The organism is Clostridium sp., assembly GCF_050717535.1.
GTDB lineage: Bacteria > Bacillota > Clostridia > Clostridiales > Clostridiaceae > Clostridium_AD.
Genome location: NZ_JBOITM010000069.1, coordinates 49,302 through 67,219 on the forward strand (window position 1 = coordinate 49,302; position 17,918 = coordinate 67,219).

Sequence of the window (17,918 nt, forward strand, 5' to 3'; positions counted from 1 at the left end):
ATATAATAAAAACAGTTACATATTTATACGAGGAGGAATAGTTAATGATAAATTTAAAAGAAGGTTACGACAAAAAAGTAAAAACTATTAAAGAAGCTTTAGGTTTAATTAAATCTGGTGATTTTATAATTGTTGCTCAAGCAGGTGCAGAACCTATAGCATTATTAGATGAACTTCATACCATTAAGGATAATGGGGTTAGAGGAGTTGAAATTCAAACTTGCTTGCCAATGAAAAACTATGAATTTATGAAAAACCCTGATTTGAAGGATGTTATTTTCAATCATGGTTGGTACTTTACCAAAGCATTAAGAGATGCTCAAAGAAATGGTAATGCTACCTATACACCTCAACATGCTCACATAGCCTTATGGAAGAAACTTTCAGGGCTTAAAGGAAGGAGAGTTGTATTATTTTGCACATGCTCTCCAGTAGATAAGCACGGGTATTTATCTCTTTCCATAAGCAACATATATGAAAGGGAACTAATAGATGCGGGTGCACATGTAATATGTGAGATATCACCAAGTTACCCAAGAACATTTGGTGATAATATTGTTCATGTAAGTGAAGTTGATGCAATAGTTGAAACAAACAGATCCGTCCCAGAAGTAAATTTAGCGCCTTATACAGATACTGATAAGAAAATTGGACAATATATAGCAAACATTGTTGAAGATGGTTCTACAATTCAGCTTGGTATTGGAAATATACCTAATGCAGTGGCAGTAGAACTTAGGACTAAGAAGCACCTTGGTATCCATACAGAAATGTTCACAGAATCAATGTTGGATTTAATAGAGTGTGGTGCTATTGATAATTCTCAAAAAGGATTTTATGATGGCTATTCAGTTTGTGCATTTGCATTTGGTAATAAGAAACTGTATGACTTTTTAGATGATAACCCCACCGTGTTATTTAAAGCAGGTTCTTGGGTAAATGATCCCTTCCAAATAAAAAACAATAAGAAATTTGTTTCAATAAATGCTACTTTAGAAGTGGACTTAACAGGACAGTGTGCATCTGAATCCATAGGAAGTATACAATATACCGGTACTGGTGGACAGGCTGATACAGCAATTGGTTCACAAAGGTCTGAAAATGGAAAATCAATTATTGCAATGCATTCCACATATACCACTAAGGACAAAAATGGCATAGAAACACTGCAGTCTAAGATAGTTCCGTTCTTAAAACAAGGATCAATAGTGAGCTTGTCAAGAAATGATACAGATTATGTGGTAACTGAAAACGGAGTGGCATGGCTTAGAGGATTATCTGTAAGAGATAGGGTAGATGCACTTATTAATATTGCACATCCTGACCTAAGAGAAAAATTAAGATTTGAAGCTAAGAAAAATTATATTTGGTAGTCTAAATTAACGGATAGGAGGAGTTATTATGGTAACTAAAAAGCCTGGTATTTTTTATGGTTGGTGGATAGTATTAGTGGCATTTCTTTCAGTGGGTATTACATATGGCACAAAAGGTGCTTATGGAGTTATTCAACTATCAATGCTAAAAGACCTAGGGTGGACAAGAGCACAGGTAGCAGGAGCATTCTCTGCTAATATGTTTATATATGCAATTGCCGTATTATTTATGGGAAAAATTATGGATAAAATAGGTGTTAAAAAAATATTGATGATTGGTGGAACTCTAACAGGTATTGCTTATTATTTGATGACTATTGTTAAAACACCAGTACAATTTTATTTATGCTATGGTGTATTACTAGGACTATCAGGCAGTTGTATGGGAATGGTTCCTGGTCCTACATCAGTTAGCAGATGGTTTACTAAAATGAGAGGACGTGCTTTGGCATTGACTTTAGTTGCATCACCATTAGGTGCAGCTATCTTCACAATTCTTGCAAAAGGTTGGTTGGTTTCTATAGGGTGGAGAGGAACATTTAAGATAATGGCAATATGCTCATGGGTATTAGTAATTCTTCCTGCATTCTTCCTTATGAAGAATAGGCCAGAGGATATAGGGTTAAATCCCGATGGAGCGGTTGAAGCTGTAGTATCTAAAAACAAAATAAATACTTCAGTAGAAGATGAAGAATGGACATATGGCAGAATATTCTCATCACCTAAAGCTTGGTTATTAATTTTAGCCTATTTCTTATTTGGAGGAAATGGAATTGCACAGCAGGTACATCAAGTACCACATTTAATCAACAATGGGTTAACACTTGGTCAAGCAACAGATGTTTTAGCTTTAAATATGTTTTTATCTGTGATATCAATGCTTATTTGGCCAACAATATCAGATTTTATTGACAGAAAAAAGGCATTGGTAGTTTCATTAATGTTACAAGTAGTAGGTACAATTATTCTTATGAATGCACATACGGTTTCAATGGCTTATGTGTTTGTCTTTGTAATGGGACTTTCATATATGGGAGCATTTGGACTGTTCTCAGCTTTAGCAGCAGATTTGTTTGGAAGAAAAAGTCTTGGCACAATAAATGGTGTTATGGCTACAAGTGCTTCCTTAGGAGCAGCAGTTGCAATTTATTTCGGGGGATATATTTACGATGTAACAAAATCATACAATACATTGTGGCTGGTTTGTATAGGAGGATTAGTATTAGCTATAGTACTTACTGTATCTCTAATAAAAATATCTACTTTGAAAAAAAGTACCAGTGTAGAAATGTAAGTAGTGCTGATAATTTAATAATCTAAATATAATATGTAGCAAATAATTGAGAATTCGAATTATTTGCTACATATTTTTCTTTATTGTATAATTATTGTATACAGTTTTAAGGGGGAGTAAAACATGTCTAACTTCATTGAAACTAAGGAGTTCCTAGAATTTTGCCATAGTGCTTTTGACAATATTCCTATTGCGGTAGATTTTTTGGACAAAGATGGAAGAATGATATATATTAATAAAATTTTTTCGGAATTCTTGCAAATATCGATTGAAAACATGGTTGGTAGAATTGTAACGGATATAAATCCTACTTCTAAGTTCTTAATTTCATTACAGAATAGAAAGGCTGATATTGCTATAAGACATAAATTTCCAAATGGCAGAGAAGCTATATGTCATAGAATACCCATAATAGATAATTCAGGTAATTTGCAAGGGGGTTTTGGTATGCTGTTATTTGAAGAAGTGCAGCAAATGAAAACTATACTTGATAAATGTAAATTATTGGATAAAGAATTAAAATTATATAAAAATGAAATCGCACGAGTTAATAGAGCCAAATATCAATTAAACGATATTATAGGTGAATCTTCAGCAATAAAAAAATGCAAGAAGGATGTTAAAAAAGCAGCAAGAGTTAATCTAAATGTAATCATTACTGGTGAAAGTGGAGTTGGTAAAGAGCTTTTTGCTCATGCAGTACATAATGAAAGTGAAAGATCAAATGCACCTTTTGTATGTATTAATTGTTCATCAATACCAGAAAATTTATTCGAAGCTGAACTATTTGGCTATGAAGAAGGCGCTTTTACCGGTGCTAAAAAATCTGGCAGTGTAGGTAAGTTCGAAATTGCCAATGGTGGAACTATCTTTTTAGATGAAATAGGAGATATGCCTTATCACATGCAGGCAAAAATTTTAAGAGCACTGCAGGAAGAAGAAATAGTAAGGGTAGGAGGAAAACAAGTTATACCCTTAGATGTGAGAGTTATAAGCGCTACTCATAAAGATTTAATGAATATGATTAAAGAAAATAAATTCAGAGAAGATCTTTATTATAGGATTAATATATTAAATATTGAAGTACCTCCTTTAAGAGACAGAAAAGAAGATATACCAATACTAATAGATGAATTTTTAGCAAAGTTTTATAAAGAATCAGGAATATATAGAAAAATCCCGGGAAATATTATGAAAATATTAATGAACTGTTTTTGGCATGGAAATGTAAGAGAATTAAAAAATGTGGTAGAAAAAACTTGTGTAAATGCAGAAAATGTGAATGTTAATATTGACGATATACCAAAATATTTATTAAACGATTCCATAAATGAAATAAGTAATGAAAATGAAACAGGTTTGAATTCTGTTGTTAATAGTGTAGAAAAGGAGCTAATAGAAACAGCTTTAAAACAGAGTAACTATAATAAAAGTCAAGCATCTAAAATTTTAAAGATTTCGAGAGTTACATTGTACAGAAAAATGAATGAATTGGTAATAAAGGATAAATGAAATACTTCTATAAATAGTTTTAAATATGATATTGAATGTGCAACTGCGTTTTTACTATGATTTACAGGCTCAAATTAAAAAAGAGCATAAGCTCTTTTTTAATTCTCTTCAATATTTTTATTTTCTTCAATATTTTTATTTTCTTCAATGGTATCATTCTCTTCAATATTTTCGTTTCCTTCAACTATCTCTATTCCTGTAGGCTCAATTTTATAATTCCCTCTTACTGCTTGTTTGGTTATAAGTCTCTTTTTCATTAGTGATTCAAGAGAAGATTTGAATACTCTAAGATTACCTTTGCCGTTGCCTAAATTAATAGCTAACTTAATTTTTGCTAAGCTTTGTGGGGAGGCGGTTCTACTTTCATAAAGATAGTTCAATACACTATCTTCAACTTCTTTTATATCATCTTTCATAAATATTCTCCTTTGTTATTGTATTTCGCCATAATGTATAAGTATACTACATGATGCAACTAATAAAAAGGGAATATTTCTTAGAAAAACTCATTTTATAGGGGTGTACCTGCGATAAACATAGCTAAAGTCAGCTAATCACTTAATATATCTTAATAACACTCAAATTCATTGCTAAATGCTTGTATTGTGACTAAAATGGATTTCGACATTATGCTTTAAGGGTAATATAATGAAAAGATACTCATTATCCATTATTATAATGAAAATCAAAATCATGTATTATTTTAAAAATATTGGGGGGCGATGCTTTGGAATTTGTAATGAATAAAATAATGAGCATAGATAAAGATGCTGAAAGCTATAGAAGTGGAATAGATGAACTGCTAAAAAAGAAACAAGATGAACTTGAAAAAACAATAGTGGATATGAAAAGTAGCTGGGAAGAAGAATCTAAAAATATTAAAAGCACTATAAGCAATGAAAAAATAATTGAGGCAGAGGAAAAGGCTAAAAACATAAGATCAGAAAAAGAAGAAGGATTAAATAAAATTAATACTAAATATCAAAGCAATAAATTAGTTATAGTAGAGGAAGTATTTAATGGAATAATAGAGTCGCTATAGGAGTTGAAATATATGGGGAGTGTTGTTACGTTTAGTGCCGTAAATTCTAAAGTAAAGGCTTTAATGGGAAAGATGCTTAATGTCGAACAGTATTCAAAATTGCTAAATTGTAAAGATTTTAAAAGTACTGTTAAAGTATTAAAAGAAGAAACTAATTATGCGCAGCTTTTAGAACCATATAACACAGATAAGATTCACCGGGGTGATTTAGAGATTATTTTACATAAACATTATATAAATATTTATAGTAAATTTATAAATTATTTTAATGGTGAATATAGGAAGCTTATAAAATCCCTTTTTATAAGATGGGAAATAGAGGATTTAAAAGTAATTATTAGAGGTAAATATTTAGGTCGTAGTTACGACGAAATTGCAATGAAGCTAATTGCCAGAAGTTCTCTAAATACAATAAATTACGATTATTTATTAGCTCTGAAAAATGTAGAAGAGGTTGTGGAGGGATTAAAAGGAAGCATATATTACAAGAGTTTAAAAAATTTATCTAAAGACATAACTGAAAAAGGTTTGTTTAGGATTGAAACAGAACTTGATTTTGTTTATTTTACAACCATAAGGAAAGAACTCAAACATCTAGACAAAGAGAATAGTGAAGTAGTGCATAGCATAATTGGTTTTGAAGCAGATTTATTAAATTTAAGCTGGATATATAGGGGAAAGACTTTTTACAAAATACCACCAGAAGAATTGTTTAACTATACTATATACAATGGATATAAACTATCAAAGGAAGAACTTAGAAAGCTTTGTTATGTAAATAATATTGATGAATTGCATAGTTTAATAGAAACAACACCTTATGCGCATATATATGAAAAAGATGATCCAAATTCCATTGAGAAACAGAGGAGGGAATTCGAAAAGAAATATTTAAAGAAAATTCTTAGAGAAAATAAGACTAACATTGGTATGGTAATGAGCTATCTTATGTTTTATAGAATTGAAGTAAGTGATATTATATCTATAATAGAGCAAAAGAGATATTCTATTGCAATAGAAGAAGGTATGAATTATGTTTCTGTTAAAATCTAAAATATTATCTACCACAAAGGATCGCAGGAGGTGATTTTGTGTCTATAGAAAAAATGCATATGGTTAATTTAGTTGGGGCCATTACAGATTTTGATAAGTTAACTAAAATGTTAGCATTAGAAGGTTGTATGCAACCAGTGAGTGCTTTGCATGAAATAAATTCGTCAGATTTTGTACTTAAAACCTCTACAGATAATATGGAGGCTTTAATGGACGTAAGCTATATAAGACCTTACGTATATGATAAGGATTATAATATAAGTTTAAAACATATGGAAAAACTTGAAGAGGCTCAAACTAGCTTTGGTATAGTAAAAGAATATATTAAAGAGATAATTTATGATCCTGATACTATGGAAAAAAAGTTATCAGAGGTATATAGTAAATATAAGCTTTTAAACATAAAATTAGAGGATTTAAAAGAAAAACAACAGCATCTTAAAAATACCCATAAGGCGCTAAAATTTTTAACGAATGTATCTCTTCCTATGGAAGATATCACTAATATGAAGAATTTTCAAATGGGGTTATATAAAGTGCCAGTGCAAAATATGGCTAAAATAAAAGCTAATTATGAGAATATACCCTCAGTAATAAAATCTGTTTATAACGAAACGGATTCGGTTATATTTATATCATTTACTCCATTACTTTTGGTGGCAGAGACAGAAAGAATTTTTAAATCAGCGAATTGTGAAAAGATACCAGTTCCGGATAATTACATTGGAATGCCTAAGGAAGTGCTGGCGACAGTAGACGATGAAATAAATTCGGTACAACAATCTATAGAGAAAATTGAAAAGCAACTTGCTGATTTCCTAGATGACAATTATAAAACTATAAGAAATCTTCAAAACAGTTATGAATTGGAGCAAAAATCTGGGGAAATCAAAAAAAGTGCTGCTTGCACAAATGAATTTTTTTATCTTTCAGGTTGGATACCTAATAGTTTTATGGAAAGCTTTAATAAGCTACTTTCAAGTTTTAATGACAGGATATTGATTATTAAAAAAAATCCTAATGAAAGAACCAATAAAGATATAAATCCACCAACAATGCTTAGAAACAATAAATTGTTCAAGCCTTTTGAGAGCATGGTTGGAATGTATGGTGTTCCTAGTTATGATGAAATTGATCCCACCATGTTTTTGGCAATAACTTATACAATTATGTTTGGTGCTATGTTTGGAGATGCAGGACAAGGATTAGTTCTGCTTTTAGCAGGATTCATATTAGTAAGCAAGTTTAAAAGACCTAATTTGGGAGGCGTTTTTGAACGGCTTGGGATAAGTTCTATAGTATTTGGATTTTTATATGGGAGTGTGTTTGGTTCTGAAAAGGTAGTTCCAGCACTACTAATTAGGCCTATGGAACATATTAATGATATATTAATTACTGCAATAATATTTGGATGCGGTTTATTGCTTATAGGTTTTGTGCTAGGAATTACAAACAGTTTAAGACGAAAAGACATAGAACGTGGGATTTTTGGAAAGGAAGGACTAGCAGGTTTTATGTTCTATATTGGAGCATTAATACTAATAGTTTCTATAGTCTATAAAAAGCCATTATTACCAACAACGATTTGGATAATATATTTTATCTTTTTCCTATTATTGATATTGCTAAAAGAGCCACTTGCTAATATGATTTTAGGTAAAAAAACATTATTTGAAGCTGGAATTAAGGATTATTTTATAGAATCAAGTTTTGAGGTAGTAGAAACACTTTTATCTATGTTTACTAATACACTCTCATTTATAAGAATAGGTGCCTTTGCATTGAATCACGTTGGACTCTTTGTTGCATTTGCAGCAATGGCTGCTATGACTAAAAATGGAGTTGCTTCGGTACTAATACTAATACTTGGAAATGTAATAATTATATGCCTTGAGGGGCTCATAGTATTTATACAAGGGTTAAGGCTTGAATATTATGAATTATTTAGTAAGTATTATGAAGGTGCGGGGGTTACTTTTGAGCCTGTGAAGGTTAGACTTAAGTAACACATATAAAAGAATATAGATTAAAAGTTAATATTTTGTTTATGTATAAAATTAATGAAACTTATTAGTGCAGAGTTTAGTGTACTAGATATTAAAAGGAGGAATAAAAATTATGACTATATTATTAATGTTAACATTTTGTGTTGTTATAGCTACTATTACTTATGGAGTTGTTGCGCAAAGCAGAATAGATCTTTTAGGAAAACAAAAGGTAAAAAAAGCGCTTAAAATAAACTTAGGTGTATTTATTCCAGTTATGATGGGTGCTCTAATAGTAAATATTCCAAGTGTAGCACGTGGTGCAACAGCGGTGGCAGTAAACCCAGCTGCTGGTCTTGGATATTTAGCGGCAGGTCTTTCTACAGGGCTTGCAACTATTGGTGCAGGTTATGCTGTAGGAGCAGTTGGTTCTTCTGCCTTAGGGGCAGTATCTGAAGATCCTAAGATACTTGGTAAAACACTTATCTTTGTTGGTCTTGGAGAAGGTATTGCTATATATGGACTTATTATTTCTATACTGATACTTGCGAAATTATAATTTTTAGGAGAGAGGCTTATGAAAAGCTATTTAATAAGTGATAATATTGATACCTTTGTAGGTATGCAAATGGCAGGACTAGAAGGTATTGTTCTTCATGAAAAAGAAGAGATAGTTAAAAAAATTGAAGAATTAAAAATGGACCAGGCCATAGGAATAATAATAATGACAGAGAAAATTAGTGCTTTAGTACCTGAGGAAGTAAGTAAAATAAAATTGTCCAAAGAAAGACCTCTTTTGGTAGAGATTCCAGATAGACATGGTTCCAATAAAGGTAGTGACTCTATATTAAGATATGTTAAAGAGGCTATAGGGCTTAAGCTATAGTAAATATACTAGTTGCAGGAGGCTTGGTTATGACCACCATTGAAGATAAGATAAGTTTGTTTTCTAAAATAATATATGACAAGGTAAATGAAGAAAAAGAAGAAAGAATAGAGGCCTTTAGTGTGGAGGCTGAAAAAAAAATAAGTGTAGAAAAAGATAATATAGAATCCCTGAGACGAACCCTTAAGAGAGATGTTACAAAAAAATCTAATATCAAAGCAAATGGACTAGTGGCTAAAGAAAGGCTTAATAAGCAAAGAGAAATATTATTTCTTAAGGATAAGCTAATTGACGAGGCACTAGAAAATGTAAGAGAAAAACTTTTAGAATTTGTTCATACCCTAGAATATAAAGCTCATTTTCTAAGCTTATTAGAAAAGTCATTAAAAGAAGTGGATAGTGGAAAGTACTTTATTATTGTGCTGAAAAGGGATTATGAAAAATTTCAAAATGAAATTGGGGTTATACTTAGTAATTATAGTGATAGAAATGTGGATATAAAGATTTCCGAGGAGGACTTTATAGGTGGCATAATAATAAAAGATTTTGAAGGAAAATTTAAAATAGATAATAGTATATATTCCAAATTACAAGAAAGTAAAGAAAAAATTGGTGTTAGAGTTATGGAAATGCTAGCCTCGCAGTAAGCTGGGAATTCTCATCTGTACACTGAGTTGGCAGCTTTGAAAAAGATGATTTATCAAGGGGAGGAAAAGCATGGAAGGAAATATAATGGGAGTAAATGGCCCAGTTATAAAAGCTGAGCACATGAAGGGCTTTAAAATGAGAGAAATGGTCATGGTGGGCACGAAAAAGCTCATAGGTGAAATCATAATACTAGAAGATGACTACGCAACCATTCAGGTCTATGAAGAAACTAGTGGGCTTAAGATAGGTGAAAGCGTAATTTCTACTGGAAATCCTCTTTCTCTTAAACTTGGACCAGGGATACTAGGAAATATATTTGATGGAATCGAGAGGCCACTAGAAAAAATAAATGAAATGTCCCATGGATTTTTACCGGAGGGTATAGGTCTTATTTCTTTGGACGAAGAAAAACTTTGGGATGTAGATATTACAGTAAAACTTGGAGATGAATTAAAACAGGGACATATATATGCAACTGTTCAAGAAACGGAAACTATTATACATAAGATAATGGTACCACCTGGAGTATTTGGAACAGTAGTAGAAGTAAGTGAAAATGGAAGCTATAATATAGAAACAGTAGTAGTTAAATTAAAGCAAGGCGAGAAAATTCATGAACTTAAACTTTACCAATCTTGGCCTGTAAGAAAGCCAAGACCGGTAAAAGATAAAAAAACTATTTTTAAACCTCTTATTACGGGACAAAGAATAATAGATATATTCTTTCCATTGGCTAAAGGTGGAACTTGCGCTATTCCCGGAGGGTTTGGTACTGGAAAAACTATAACTCAACATCAGCTTGCAAAGTGGTCTGATGCAGATATTATAGTGTACATTGGTTGTGGAGAAAGAGGAAATGAAATGACAGAAGTTCTAGAAGACTTTCCAAAACTAATAGATCCTAGAACTGATTTGCCACTAATGAACAGGACTGTGCTTATAGCAAATACATCAAATATGCCCGTAGCTGCAAGAGAAGCAAGTATTTATACAGGCATAACTATAGCAGAATATTTTAGGGATATGGGATATCATGTTGCTATAATGGCAGATTCTACTTCAAGGTGGGCAGAGGCACTTCGTGAGATTTCAGGTAGACTAGAAGAGATGCCTGCTGAAGAAGGATATCCAGCTTATCTTCCATCAAGAATTGCAGAGTTTTATGAAAGGGCTGGATATGTTGAAAACTTAAATGATACTGAAGGGTCTGTTACTGTAATTGGAGCGGTTTCTCCTGCCGGCGGAGATTTTTCAGAACCCGTTACTCAAAATACTAAAAGATTCGTTTCTGCCTTTTTAGGTCTTGATAAAAAATTGGCTTATGCAAGGCATTATCCAGCAATAAATTGGCTATCTAGTTATAGCGGGTACGTTTCACTTTTAAAGGATTGGTATGAGGAAAACGTGGCGGCGGACGTAATGGATTTAAGAGCTAAGATGCTTAAACTTTTATTTGAAGAAAATAAGCTTCTGGAGATAGTTAAACTGGTAGGCGAGGATGTACTTCCTGACGAGCAAAGGCTCATCATAGAGGTGGCAAAATGTCTAAAAATAGCCTTCCTCCAACAAAATGCCTATAATGCTGTGGACACTTATGTGCCTTTAAATAAACAATATAAAATGCTTAAAGCTATAGAATTCTTTTATGATAGTGGACGCAGGGCTGTGAAATTTGGAATACCGATTTCTGTTATAATGAATAAGGAATTAATGGAAAAACTTTATAAAATGAAATACAATGTGCCTAATGATAATCCGGAGCTAATAGATGATTTAGAAAATGAATTAGCAAGTTATTTTGAGGAACTTATACAAAAATATAAGTAAGGTATAGGATAATTATTGTATACCTAAAGACGCTAGTAGGGAGGTGCAATATGAAGAAAGAATATTTAATGTTAAATAAAATTCAAGGCCCTTTAATTATACTTTCTAATGTGGAAGATGTAGCCTATGATGAAATAGTTGATATATTGGTTGATGGAAAAGATAAGAAAAAGGGAAAAGTTGTTCAAATATATAAAGACAAGGCTATAGTACAAGTGTTTGAAACTACAACTGGAATGTCAGTTTCCAATACTTCAGTGCATTTTAAAGGGGAATCTTTTAAAATAGCTATTACAAAGGATATATTAGGTAGAGAATTTAATGGAATAGGTGACCCAAGAGATAATGGTGGGGAAATTTATTCTTCAAAAAAATATGATGTAAATGGAAGGCCTATGAACCCCGTGGCTAGAAGATATCCTAGAGATTATATACAAACAGGAATATCTTCTATAGATTGTCTTGCTACTTTAATACGAGGACAAAAGCTTCCTATATTTTCTGGAAATGGTATGGCCCATAATGAGCTTGCGGCACAAATAGTAAGGCAAGCAAAAGTTTCCAGTGAGGCAGATGAAAAATTTTGTATAGTATTTGGAGCTATGGGAATAAAGTATGATGATGCTAACTTTTTCAAGAAAAGTTTTGAAGAAGCAGGAGTGCTTGAAAAAGTAGTTATGTTTACAAATTTAGCTGATGATCCTATAGTTGAGAGGATAATAGCCCCAAGATGCGCGCTTACTGCTGCGGAATACTTAGCTTTTGAAGAAGATATGCATGTACTTGTAATACTTACTGATATGACTAATTATTGTGAAGCATTAAGGGAACTTTCCTCATTAAAAGAAGAAGTACCAAGTAGAAAGGGCTACCCAGGATATCTATATTCTGATCTAGCTTCGCTTTATGAAAGAGCTGGTATGATGAAAGGGAAAAAGGGTAGCATAACACAAATACCAATACTTACTATGCCTAATGATGATATAACGCATCCAGTACCGGATCTTACAGGTTTCATTACGGAGGGACAAATTGTTTTAAGTAGAGGTATTCAGCAAAGAGACATCTACCCTCCAGTAAACATTTTATCATCTCTTTCTAGGCTTATGAAAGATGGTATTGGTGAAGGGTTTACAAGGGAAGATCATGGAGATGTATCTAATCAGATATTTGCAGCTTACTCTAGGGTGCAAGATGTAATAGCATTAGCACAAGTTATAGGAGAAGATGAGCTTTCAGAAACAGATAGGATATATATGGACTTTGGTAGAGCTTTTGAAGAAAGATTTTTAAAACAGGACTATGATGAAAATAGAGATATGGAAGAAACTTTAGATTTAGCTTGGAAAATTCTTGGCATTTTGCCTAAGAATGAGCTTGACAGGGTTTCACCTAAAATCTTAGAAAAATATTATGTAGCGGCGGTGAAGTAGTATGGAAACCTTCGCACCAACCAAATCTACCTTAATGTCTGCTAAAAATTCCTTGGATTTTTCTAAAAGTGGATTTGAACTATTAGACAAGAAAAGGAATGTGCTTATAAGGGAAATGATGTCTTATGTAGATAAGGCACGTGTTCTTCAAGATCAAGTAAATAAAACTTTTTCAAAAGCATATAAAGCGCTAGAATCTGCTAATATAAATTCTGGAATAACAGATATACAAGATGTAGCCATGACGGTAGAGGAAGCTACAGACTATGACATGTTATTCAAAAGTGTTATGGGAGTAGAAGTACCAAAAATTATTTTCGAGAGAAAAGATATACAGCCCAAATATGGATTTTACAGAAGTAATGCTGCTATTGATGAGGCCATGAAGGAATTTAATGATGTGAAATATTTAACTTATGAGTTAGCAGAAGTAGAAAATGCTGTGTATAGGTTAGCAATGGAAGTAAAGAAAACCCAAAAGAGAGCAAATGCACTTCAGAATATACAGATTCCTAAATTTCAGGAAATAGTAAAATTTATTACTGAAGTTCTAGAAGAGAAGGAAAGAGAAGATTTTTTTAGGTTAAAAGTAGTAAAAAAGAAACATAGAAAAGAAGATTAGTATTTAAATAAAGAATTTTATTAACTGTAAAATATGGAATATTAAAGTATGTATCCAACTAAGCTGAGGGTGCATGCTTTAATATTTTTGGTTTACTTAGCAATAAAATTCATAGAAAGTTAATTTTAATAAAAGAATATTCAAATTATTCGAAATGTGATATAATGGTTTACATAGGGAGGGTAAAACAGGAAAATTATAAAAGAATTAGAAATAATAAAGTTAATGCTAAAGTGTAAGAAAGTTTTAAGTTGAATTACTGTTTAGTTTTAAATAATATATGCAAAGTATATGATTAGAAGCAAAATCTTAAATAAATAATAAGAGGTGGAATATGGAAGAATACAGAGGCTATGTAATAGAAGTTATGGATAACGACGAGAAAGAATATCCTTTTAAAGCAATTGCAAGAAAAGAAGAAGAGGAAATAAAACATAAGGGACATAGCAAGCTACAGGCCATTGATCTTGTTAAAGGAACTATTAATTTAGCATTAGCTAGAAATAAGAAATAAGAAATAAGGAAATTGGAATTTTTAAACTATTTTAAAGAAAAGTGTTGCAAACGAGTAATATATATGGTATTCTAAATGAGTTGAGATTGCAAAATCAACAACATCAAGATTTAATATGATTTAAACATTACCTTTTTAGGCATATAAAGTAAATCAGCTCTTAAATCTTAATATAAATAAAAAGGAGAAATGTTTAAATGGCAGATAAAACTATTGTATGTAAAGATTGTTCACAAGAATTCGTATTCACTGAGGGTGAACAGGAATTTTATAAAGAAAAAGGATTTGAAAATGAACCACAAAGATGTCCTGATTGTAGAAGAGCTAAAAAACAACAAAACAATAGAGGATTTCAAAGATAATTATATCTAATACAAGACCTGTAGGAATTTATTCCTACAGGTTTTTATTTTGCAAAAAAATATTATATATTTTCTGAAAACTTATGGTATAGTATATTAAAGATAAGGTACACAAAATAGAATAGGTTGTCAAGAATGCCTAAAGAAAAGGAGAAATTACTTGATGAAAAATATGAAATTTAATAAGGCTAATTTGGATAAAATTAAAATGCAAAATACTAATTTGATAAATACTAAAGTAGAGCATGTTCACGGAGGAAAATACCAAGGAGAGAGAAAAGATGGTATGAAAAATGGCCAAGGTACTTTTATTTATACGGATGGAAGTAAATATGAAGGCCTTTGGAAGAATGGCAAGATGCAAGGCATGGGAGCTCTTACTTGGGCTTGTGGTGAAAAATATATAGGTGAATGGAATAATGATGAAAAACATGGTAGTGGAATATATACATGGCCAGATGGTGAAAAATATATAGGCGATTGGGAAAATGATGAAAAATGCGGTGCAGGCATTTGTAATTGGCCAGGCGGTGATAGCTATGTAGGACAGTGGAAAGATGGACTTAGACATGGAGAGGGAATTCATAATTGGGCTGGAGGAGAAAAATATATAGGGCAATGGCAAAATGATGAAAGACAAGGTTCTGGAATGTATATATATGCTGATGGAGAAATTGAAATGGGACAATCTAAAAACAACAAATTAATAAGATAAAACCCATTATTATAAGAAAATTTTAACACGGGAGACTTTAGTTTTTATATTAAAGTCTTTTGTATATTAAAGCGAAGAATATAATGTGTATAAATGAAGAAGGATAGGTTGAGTAATATGAAGAAGTGGTATGGAAAAACAATGACAAAAGTAGTGGAAGTTTTAGATTCAGACATTAAGCTGGGACTAAATGAAAATAAAATTGAACATATGAGAGAAACATATGGTGATAATATTATATTAAAGCCTAAAATAGAAAGCCTTTTAAATTTGATTATCAAGGAAATGGCGCAATTATGGAATGTTATGTACACACTTTTTATCATTATGTTGTTTTTTAATAATTTATATACCATAGGGTATATTGCAACTTTTACTATGCTAGTTAGTTTTACATTATTAATACTTGGAGACTATAAAGAAGAAAAGAATTTAAAGGAAATTGATAATCTAAACGTACCTTTTGCACTTGTAATAAGAAGCGGAAAGAGATGCAAAATAGGATGTGAGGAAGTAGTAGTTGGCGATATAGTATTTTTAGAAAAAGGCAACTATGTTCCAGCAGATATTAGGTTAATAGAAACTCATGAGCTTGTGGTTAGACAAGTTGCCGTAACTGGTGAAAAATATGAGGTGGAAAAATACTCTATGAAGATAGAGGGAGAAATTATAAATCTTTCACAAATAAAGAATATAGTTTTTAAATCTTCTGTTGTTACTGAAGGTTATGCTTCGGGGATAGTTATTGCTACTGGAATGGATACACAAATCGGTAAAATCTTAAAAGCATTACTGCAATATAAAAATGATAATAGATTCTTCAGCAAAAGTTTTGGTAAAATTGCAAACAAAGCAACTATAATTGCTATATTATCAGGGATACTCACTTTAGGATTTACCTTATACAAAAAAATTGCTATTCATAAAATTATAAATGAGCTTATTTATATTTTTATGAGCTTTAATTTTCCTGTTATTATTATAATATTACTTTTGTTTTTTTATATTATATCAGCTGAATTTAAAAAGAAGAATATATACATAAAGGATATTTCTACTATGTTCTTTCTATCTAACATATCTGCAATATTTACAAAAAAGATAGGTGCTATTTCTGAGAATGAATTTATTTTAAGAAAAGTTTATTGTGATAATGGGTTTATTGATGTGGAAGACCAAGATGTTATCATTGGAGGTACATTAGAGCGAATAATTAGTATAGCCACACTTTGTGGCGATGCTAAGCTTTGTGCAGAAGGTGAACCATATGGAGGAAATTCTAATTCTATTGAGAATTTTATGGAATATGCAATTTGTAAATTTTGTAGTGAAAATTTAAGGGAAAATAGTGAACTTCAGAAAGTGAGGGATAGAATTTTTGTAATACCCTATGACTCTGATAGAAGGATTAAAACTGTTGTAAATAAGATGGAAGATAGATATAGAGCTAATGTACAAGGCAATCTTGATGGACTTCTAAATAAATGTACTCATATATTGATTAATGGCATGGAAAAGGAAATTAAAGACACCGATATTGAAAATATAATAAATGTTCATATCAAAATGTCTAATAGTTCCTATAATGTCATAGGTCTTGGATATAGAAATTTCAATTATGAACCTAGTATTGATGAGAATATTGAAAGTAATTTAGTTTTTGTAGGACTTATGGGTTTTGAAAATCCTATAAAAAAAAGTGCTTATGCAGCCATAAAAACTTGTGAGGAACTTAATATTAGATTGATTATAGATGAGGGCGATAATAAATTAGCTTGTTTAGCTTTTGGTAAACTTATAGGGCTTACGCATAAGAGTGAACAAATATTATCAGGAATAGAAATAGATTATATGAGTAGTGAAGAATTTGAAAAAAATATTGAGGGGGTTAGAATTTTTTCTAAAATTTCTTCTAAACATAAAAATGAAATTGTTAATTTGTTAAATAATAGAGGATATTCTATTGCATCGCTGGGGGATAACACAACGGATTTGGAATACCTTAATAATTCTCGTATATCCATTTCCACGGGAAGTGAATGCAGCAATGTAGTAAGAAAACTTTCAAGTTTATATTTACAAGAAAATGATTTAAGTGAAATAATAAATTTAGTTCAGCATAGTAAAAAGATTATTAACTATATAAGTGAATTAGTTTTATTTTTGTGTGTAACGGGCACAAGTGAATTATTTATAATATTAGTTTGCTTAATTACTAAGGGACAATTGCCATTCTCATTTATTGAAATATTATTTTTGAATTTTATAATTGTACCCTTTTGTGGGTTATCAATCTTATTGCAAAATAGGAATTCTGTGCAAAAAAATAAAAATATTGACTATCATTATATAAAAAGAGTTTCTATAGTGACTTCCCTTGCAACTTGTGGAATATATTTTTTAATTTTGATTTCTACAAGCATATTTTCTATTAATAATATAGAGCATATTAGCACTCTAATTTTTTCTCTATTCCAAAATCTATTCACCTTAAAATTGCTATATGAAAAACGTTTTTCTAAAAATAAAATTTCTTATATTTTGATGTTATTTAATTTATTATTGCAAATTGCTTTTATTTTCATATGTTTTAATAATTTTAATTTTTAGTAATATAATAGTCTTATTTTAGCTAATAAAAATAGTTATAAT

Annotated in this window: 17 protein-coding genes; 16 read left to right on the forward strand and 1 reads right to left on the reverse strand. The window is 31.0% G+C overall.

What is annotated here, in order from left to right; translation table 11 throughout:
• Positions 1-44: 44 nt before the first annotated feature.
• From ACREVU_RS11530 to ACREVU_RS11540, 3 genes are all read left to right on the forward strand, one after another.
• A complete protein-coding gene (locus ACREVU_RS11530; protein ID WP_431551743.1) occupies positions 45-1,373 on the forward strand; it encodes an acetyl-CoA hydrolase/transferase family protein in 1,329 nt (442 codons plus the stop codon).
• A gap of 28 nt (positions 1,374-1,401) precedes the next feature.
• The gene (locus tag ACREVU_RS11535) at positions 1,402-2,667 is read left to right on the forward strand and encodes an MFS transporter (RefSeq protein WP_431551744.1); all 1,266 of its coding nucleotides are present in this window, start codon (positions 1,402-1,404) and stop codon (positions 2,665-2,667) included.
• A gap of 123 nt (positions 2,668-2,790) precedes the next feature.
• The gene (locus tag ACREVU_RS11540; protein WP_431551745.1) at positions 2,791-4,179 is read left to right on the forward strand and encodes a sigma-54 interaction domain-containing protein; all 1,389 of its coding nucleotides are present in this window, start codon (positions 2,791-2,793) and stop codon (positions 4,177-4,179) included.
• Positions 4,180-4,277: 98 nt separating this feature from the next.
• On the opposite strand, the gene ACREVU_RS11545 is transcribed toward ACREVU_RS11540, so the two are convergent.
• Positions 4,278-4,595 (reverse strand): hypothetical protein, encoded by a 318-nt coding sequence (locus ACREVU_RS11545; RefSeq protein WP_431551746.1) that lies wholly within the window; start codon positions 4,593-4,595, stop codon positions 4,278-4,280.
• 311 nt (positions 4,596-4,906) lie between these two features.
• On the opposite strand from ACREVU_RS11545, the gene ACREVU_RS11550 reads away from it, so the two are divergent.
• The 13 genes from ACREVU_RS11550 (at position 4,907) to ACREVU_RS11610 (ending at position 17,876) form a co-directional block, all read left to right on the forward strand.
• Complete coding sequence (locus tag ACREVU_RS11550; RefSeq protein WP_431551747.1) at positions 4,907-5,221, forward strand: hypothetical protein; 315 nt, start codon at positions 4,907-4,909, stop codon at positions 5,219-5,221.
• A gap of 12 nt (positions 5,222-5,233) precedes the next feature.
• Entirely contained in the window at positions 5,234-6,274 is a 1,041-nt protein-coding gene (locus ACREVU_RS11555) for a V-type ATPase subunit (protein WP_431551748.1), read from the forward strand.
• A 38-nt stretch (positions 6,275-6,312) separates the two neighbouring features.
• Positions 6,313-8,280, forward strand: coding sequence for a V-type ATP synthase subunit I (locus ACREVU_RS11560; protein WP_431551749.1), 1,968 nt, complete (start codon positions 6,313-6,315; stop codon positions 8,278-8,280).
• 112 nt (positions 8,281-8,392) lie between these two features.
• Positions 8,393-8,818 carry an ATP synthase subunit C gene (locus ACREVU_RS11565; RefSeq protein ID WP_431551750.1) on the forward strand — a complete coding sequence of 142 codons (426 nt, stop codon included), beginning with the start codon at positions 8,393-8,395 and terminating at the stop codon, positions 8,816-8,818.
• 18 nt (positions 8,819-8,836) lie between these two features.
• On the forward strand, positions 8,837-9,145 hold the full coding sequence (locus ACREVU_RS11570; RefSeq protein ID WP_431551751.1) for a V-type ATP synthase subunit F: 309 nt from the start codon (positions 8,837-8,839) through the stop codon (positions 9,143-9,145).
• Between the two features lie 29 nt (positions 9,146-9,174).
• Positions 9,175-9,792: a V-type ATP synthase subunit E gene (locus tag ACREVU_RS11575; RefSeq protein WP_431551752.1), complete on the forward strand. Its 618-nt coding sequence runs from the start codon at positions 9,175-9,177 to the stop codon at positions 9,790-9,792.
• A 70-nt stretch (positions 9,793-9,862) separates the two neighbouring features.
• A complete protein-coding gene (locus ACREVU_RS11580; protein ID WP_431551753.1) occupies positions 9,863-11,620 on the forward strand; it encodes a V-type ATP synthase subunit A in 1,758 nt (585 codons plus the stop codon).
• A 50-nt stretch (positions 11,621-11,670) separates the two neighbouring features.
• Positions 11,671-13,053 (forward strand): V-type ATP synthase subunit B, encoded by a 1,383-nt coding sequence (locus ACREVU_RS11585; protein ID WP_431551754.1) that lies wholly within the window; start codon positions 11,671-11,673, stop codon positions 13,051-13,053.
• Position 13,054: 1 nt separating this feature from the next.
• Positions 13,055-13,675, forward strand: coding sequence for a V-type ATP synthase subunit D (locus tag ACREVU_RS11590; protein WP_431551755.1), 621 nt, complete (start codon positions 13,055-13,057; stop codon positions 13,673-13,675).
• A gap of 334 nt (positions 13,676-14,009) precedes the next feature.
• Positions 14,010-14,189, forward strand: coding sequence for a hypothetical protein (locus ACREVU_RS11595; RefSeq protein WP_431551756.1), 180 nt, complete (start codon positions 14,010-14,012; stop codon positions 14,187-14,189).
• A 197-nt stretch (positions 14,190-14,386) separates the two neighbouring features.
• Positions 14,387-14,551, forward strand: coding sequence for a zinc-ribbon domain-containing protein (locus ACREVU_RS11600; RefSeq protein WP_165413721.1), 165 nt, complete (start codon positions 14,387-14,389; stop codon positions 14,549-14,551).
• 163 nt (positions 14,552-14,714) lie between these two features.
• Entirely contained in the window at positions 14,715-15,266 is a 552-nt protein-coding gene (locus ACREVU_RS11605) for an MORN repeat-containing protein (protein WP_431551757.1), read from the forward strand.
• A gap of 117 nt (positions 15,267-15,383) precedes the next feature.
• On the forward strand, positions 15,384-17,876 hold the full coding sequence (locus tag ACREVU_RS11610; protein ID WP_431551758.1) for a P-type ATPase actuator domain-containing protein: 2,493 nt from the start codon (positions 15,384-15,386) through the stop codon (positions 17,874-17,876).
• Positions 17,877-17,918: the final 42 nt, after the last annotated feature.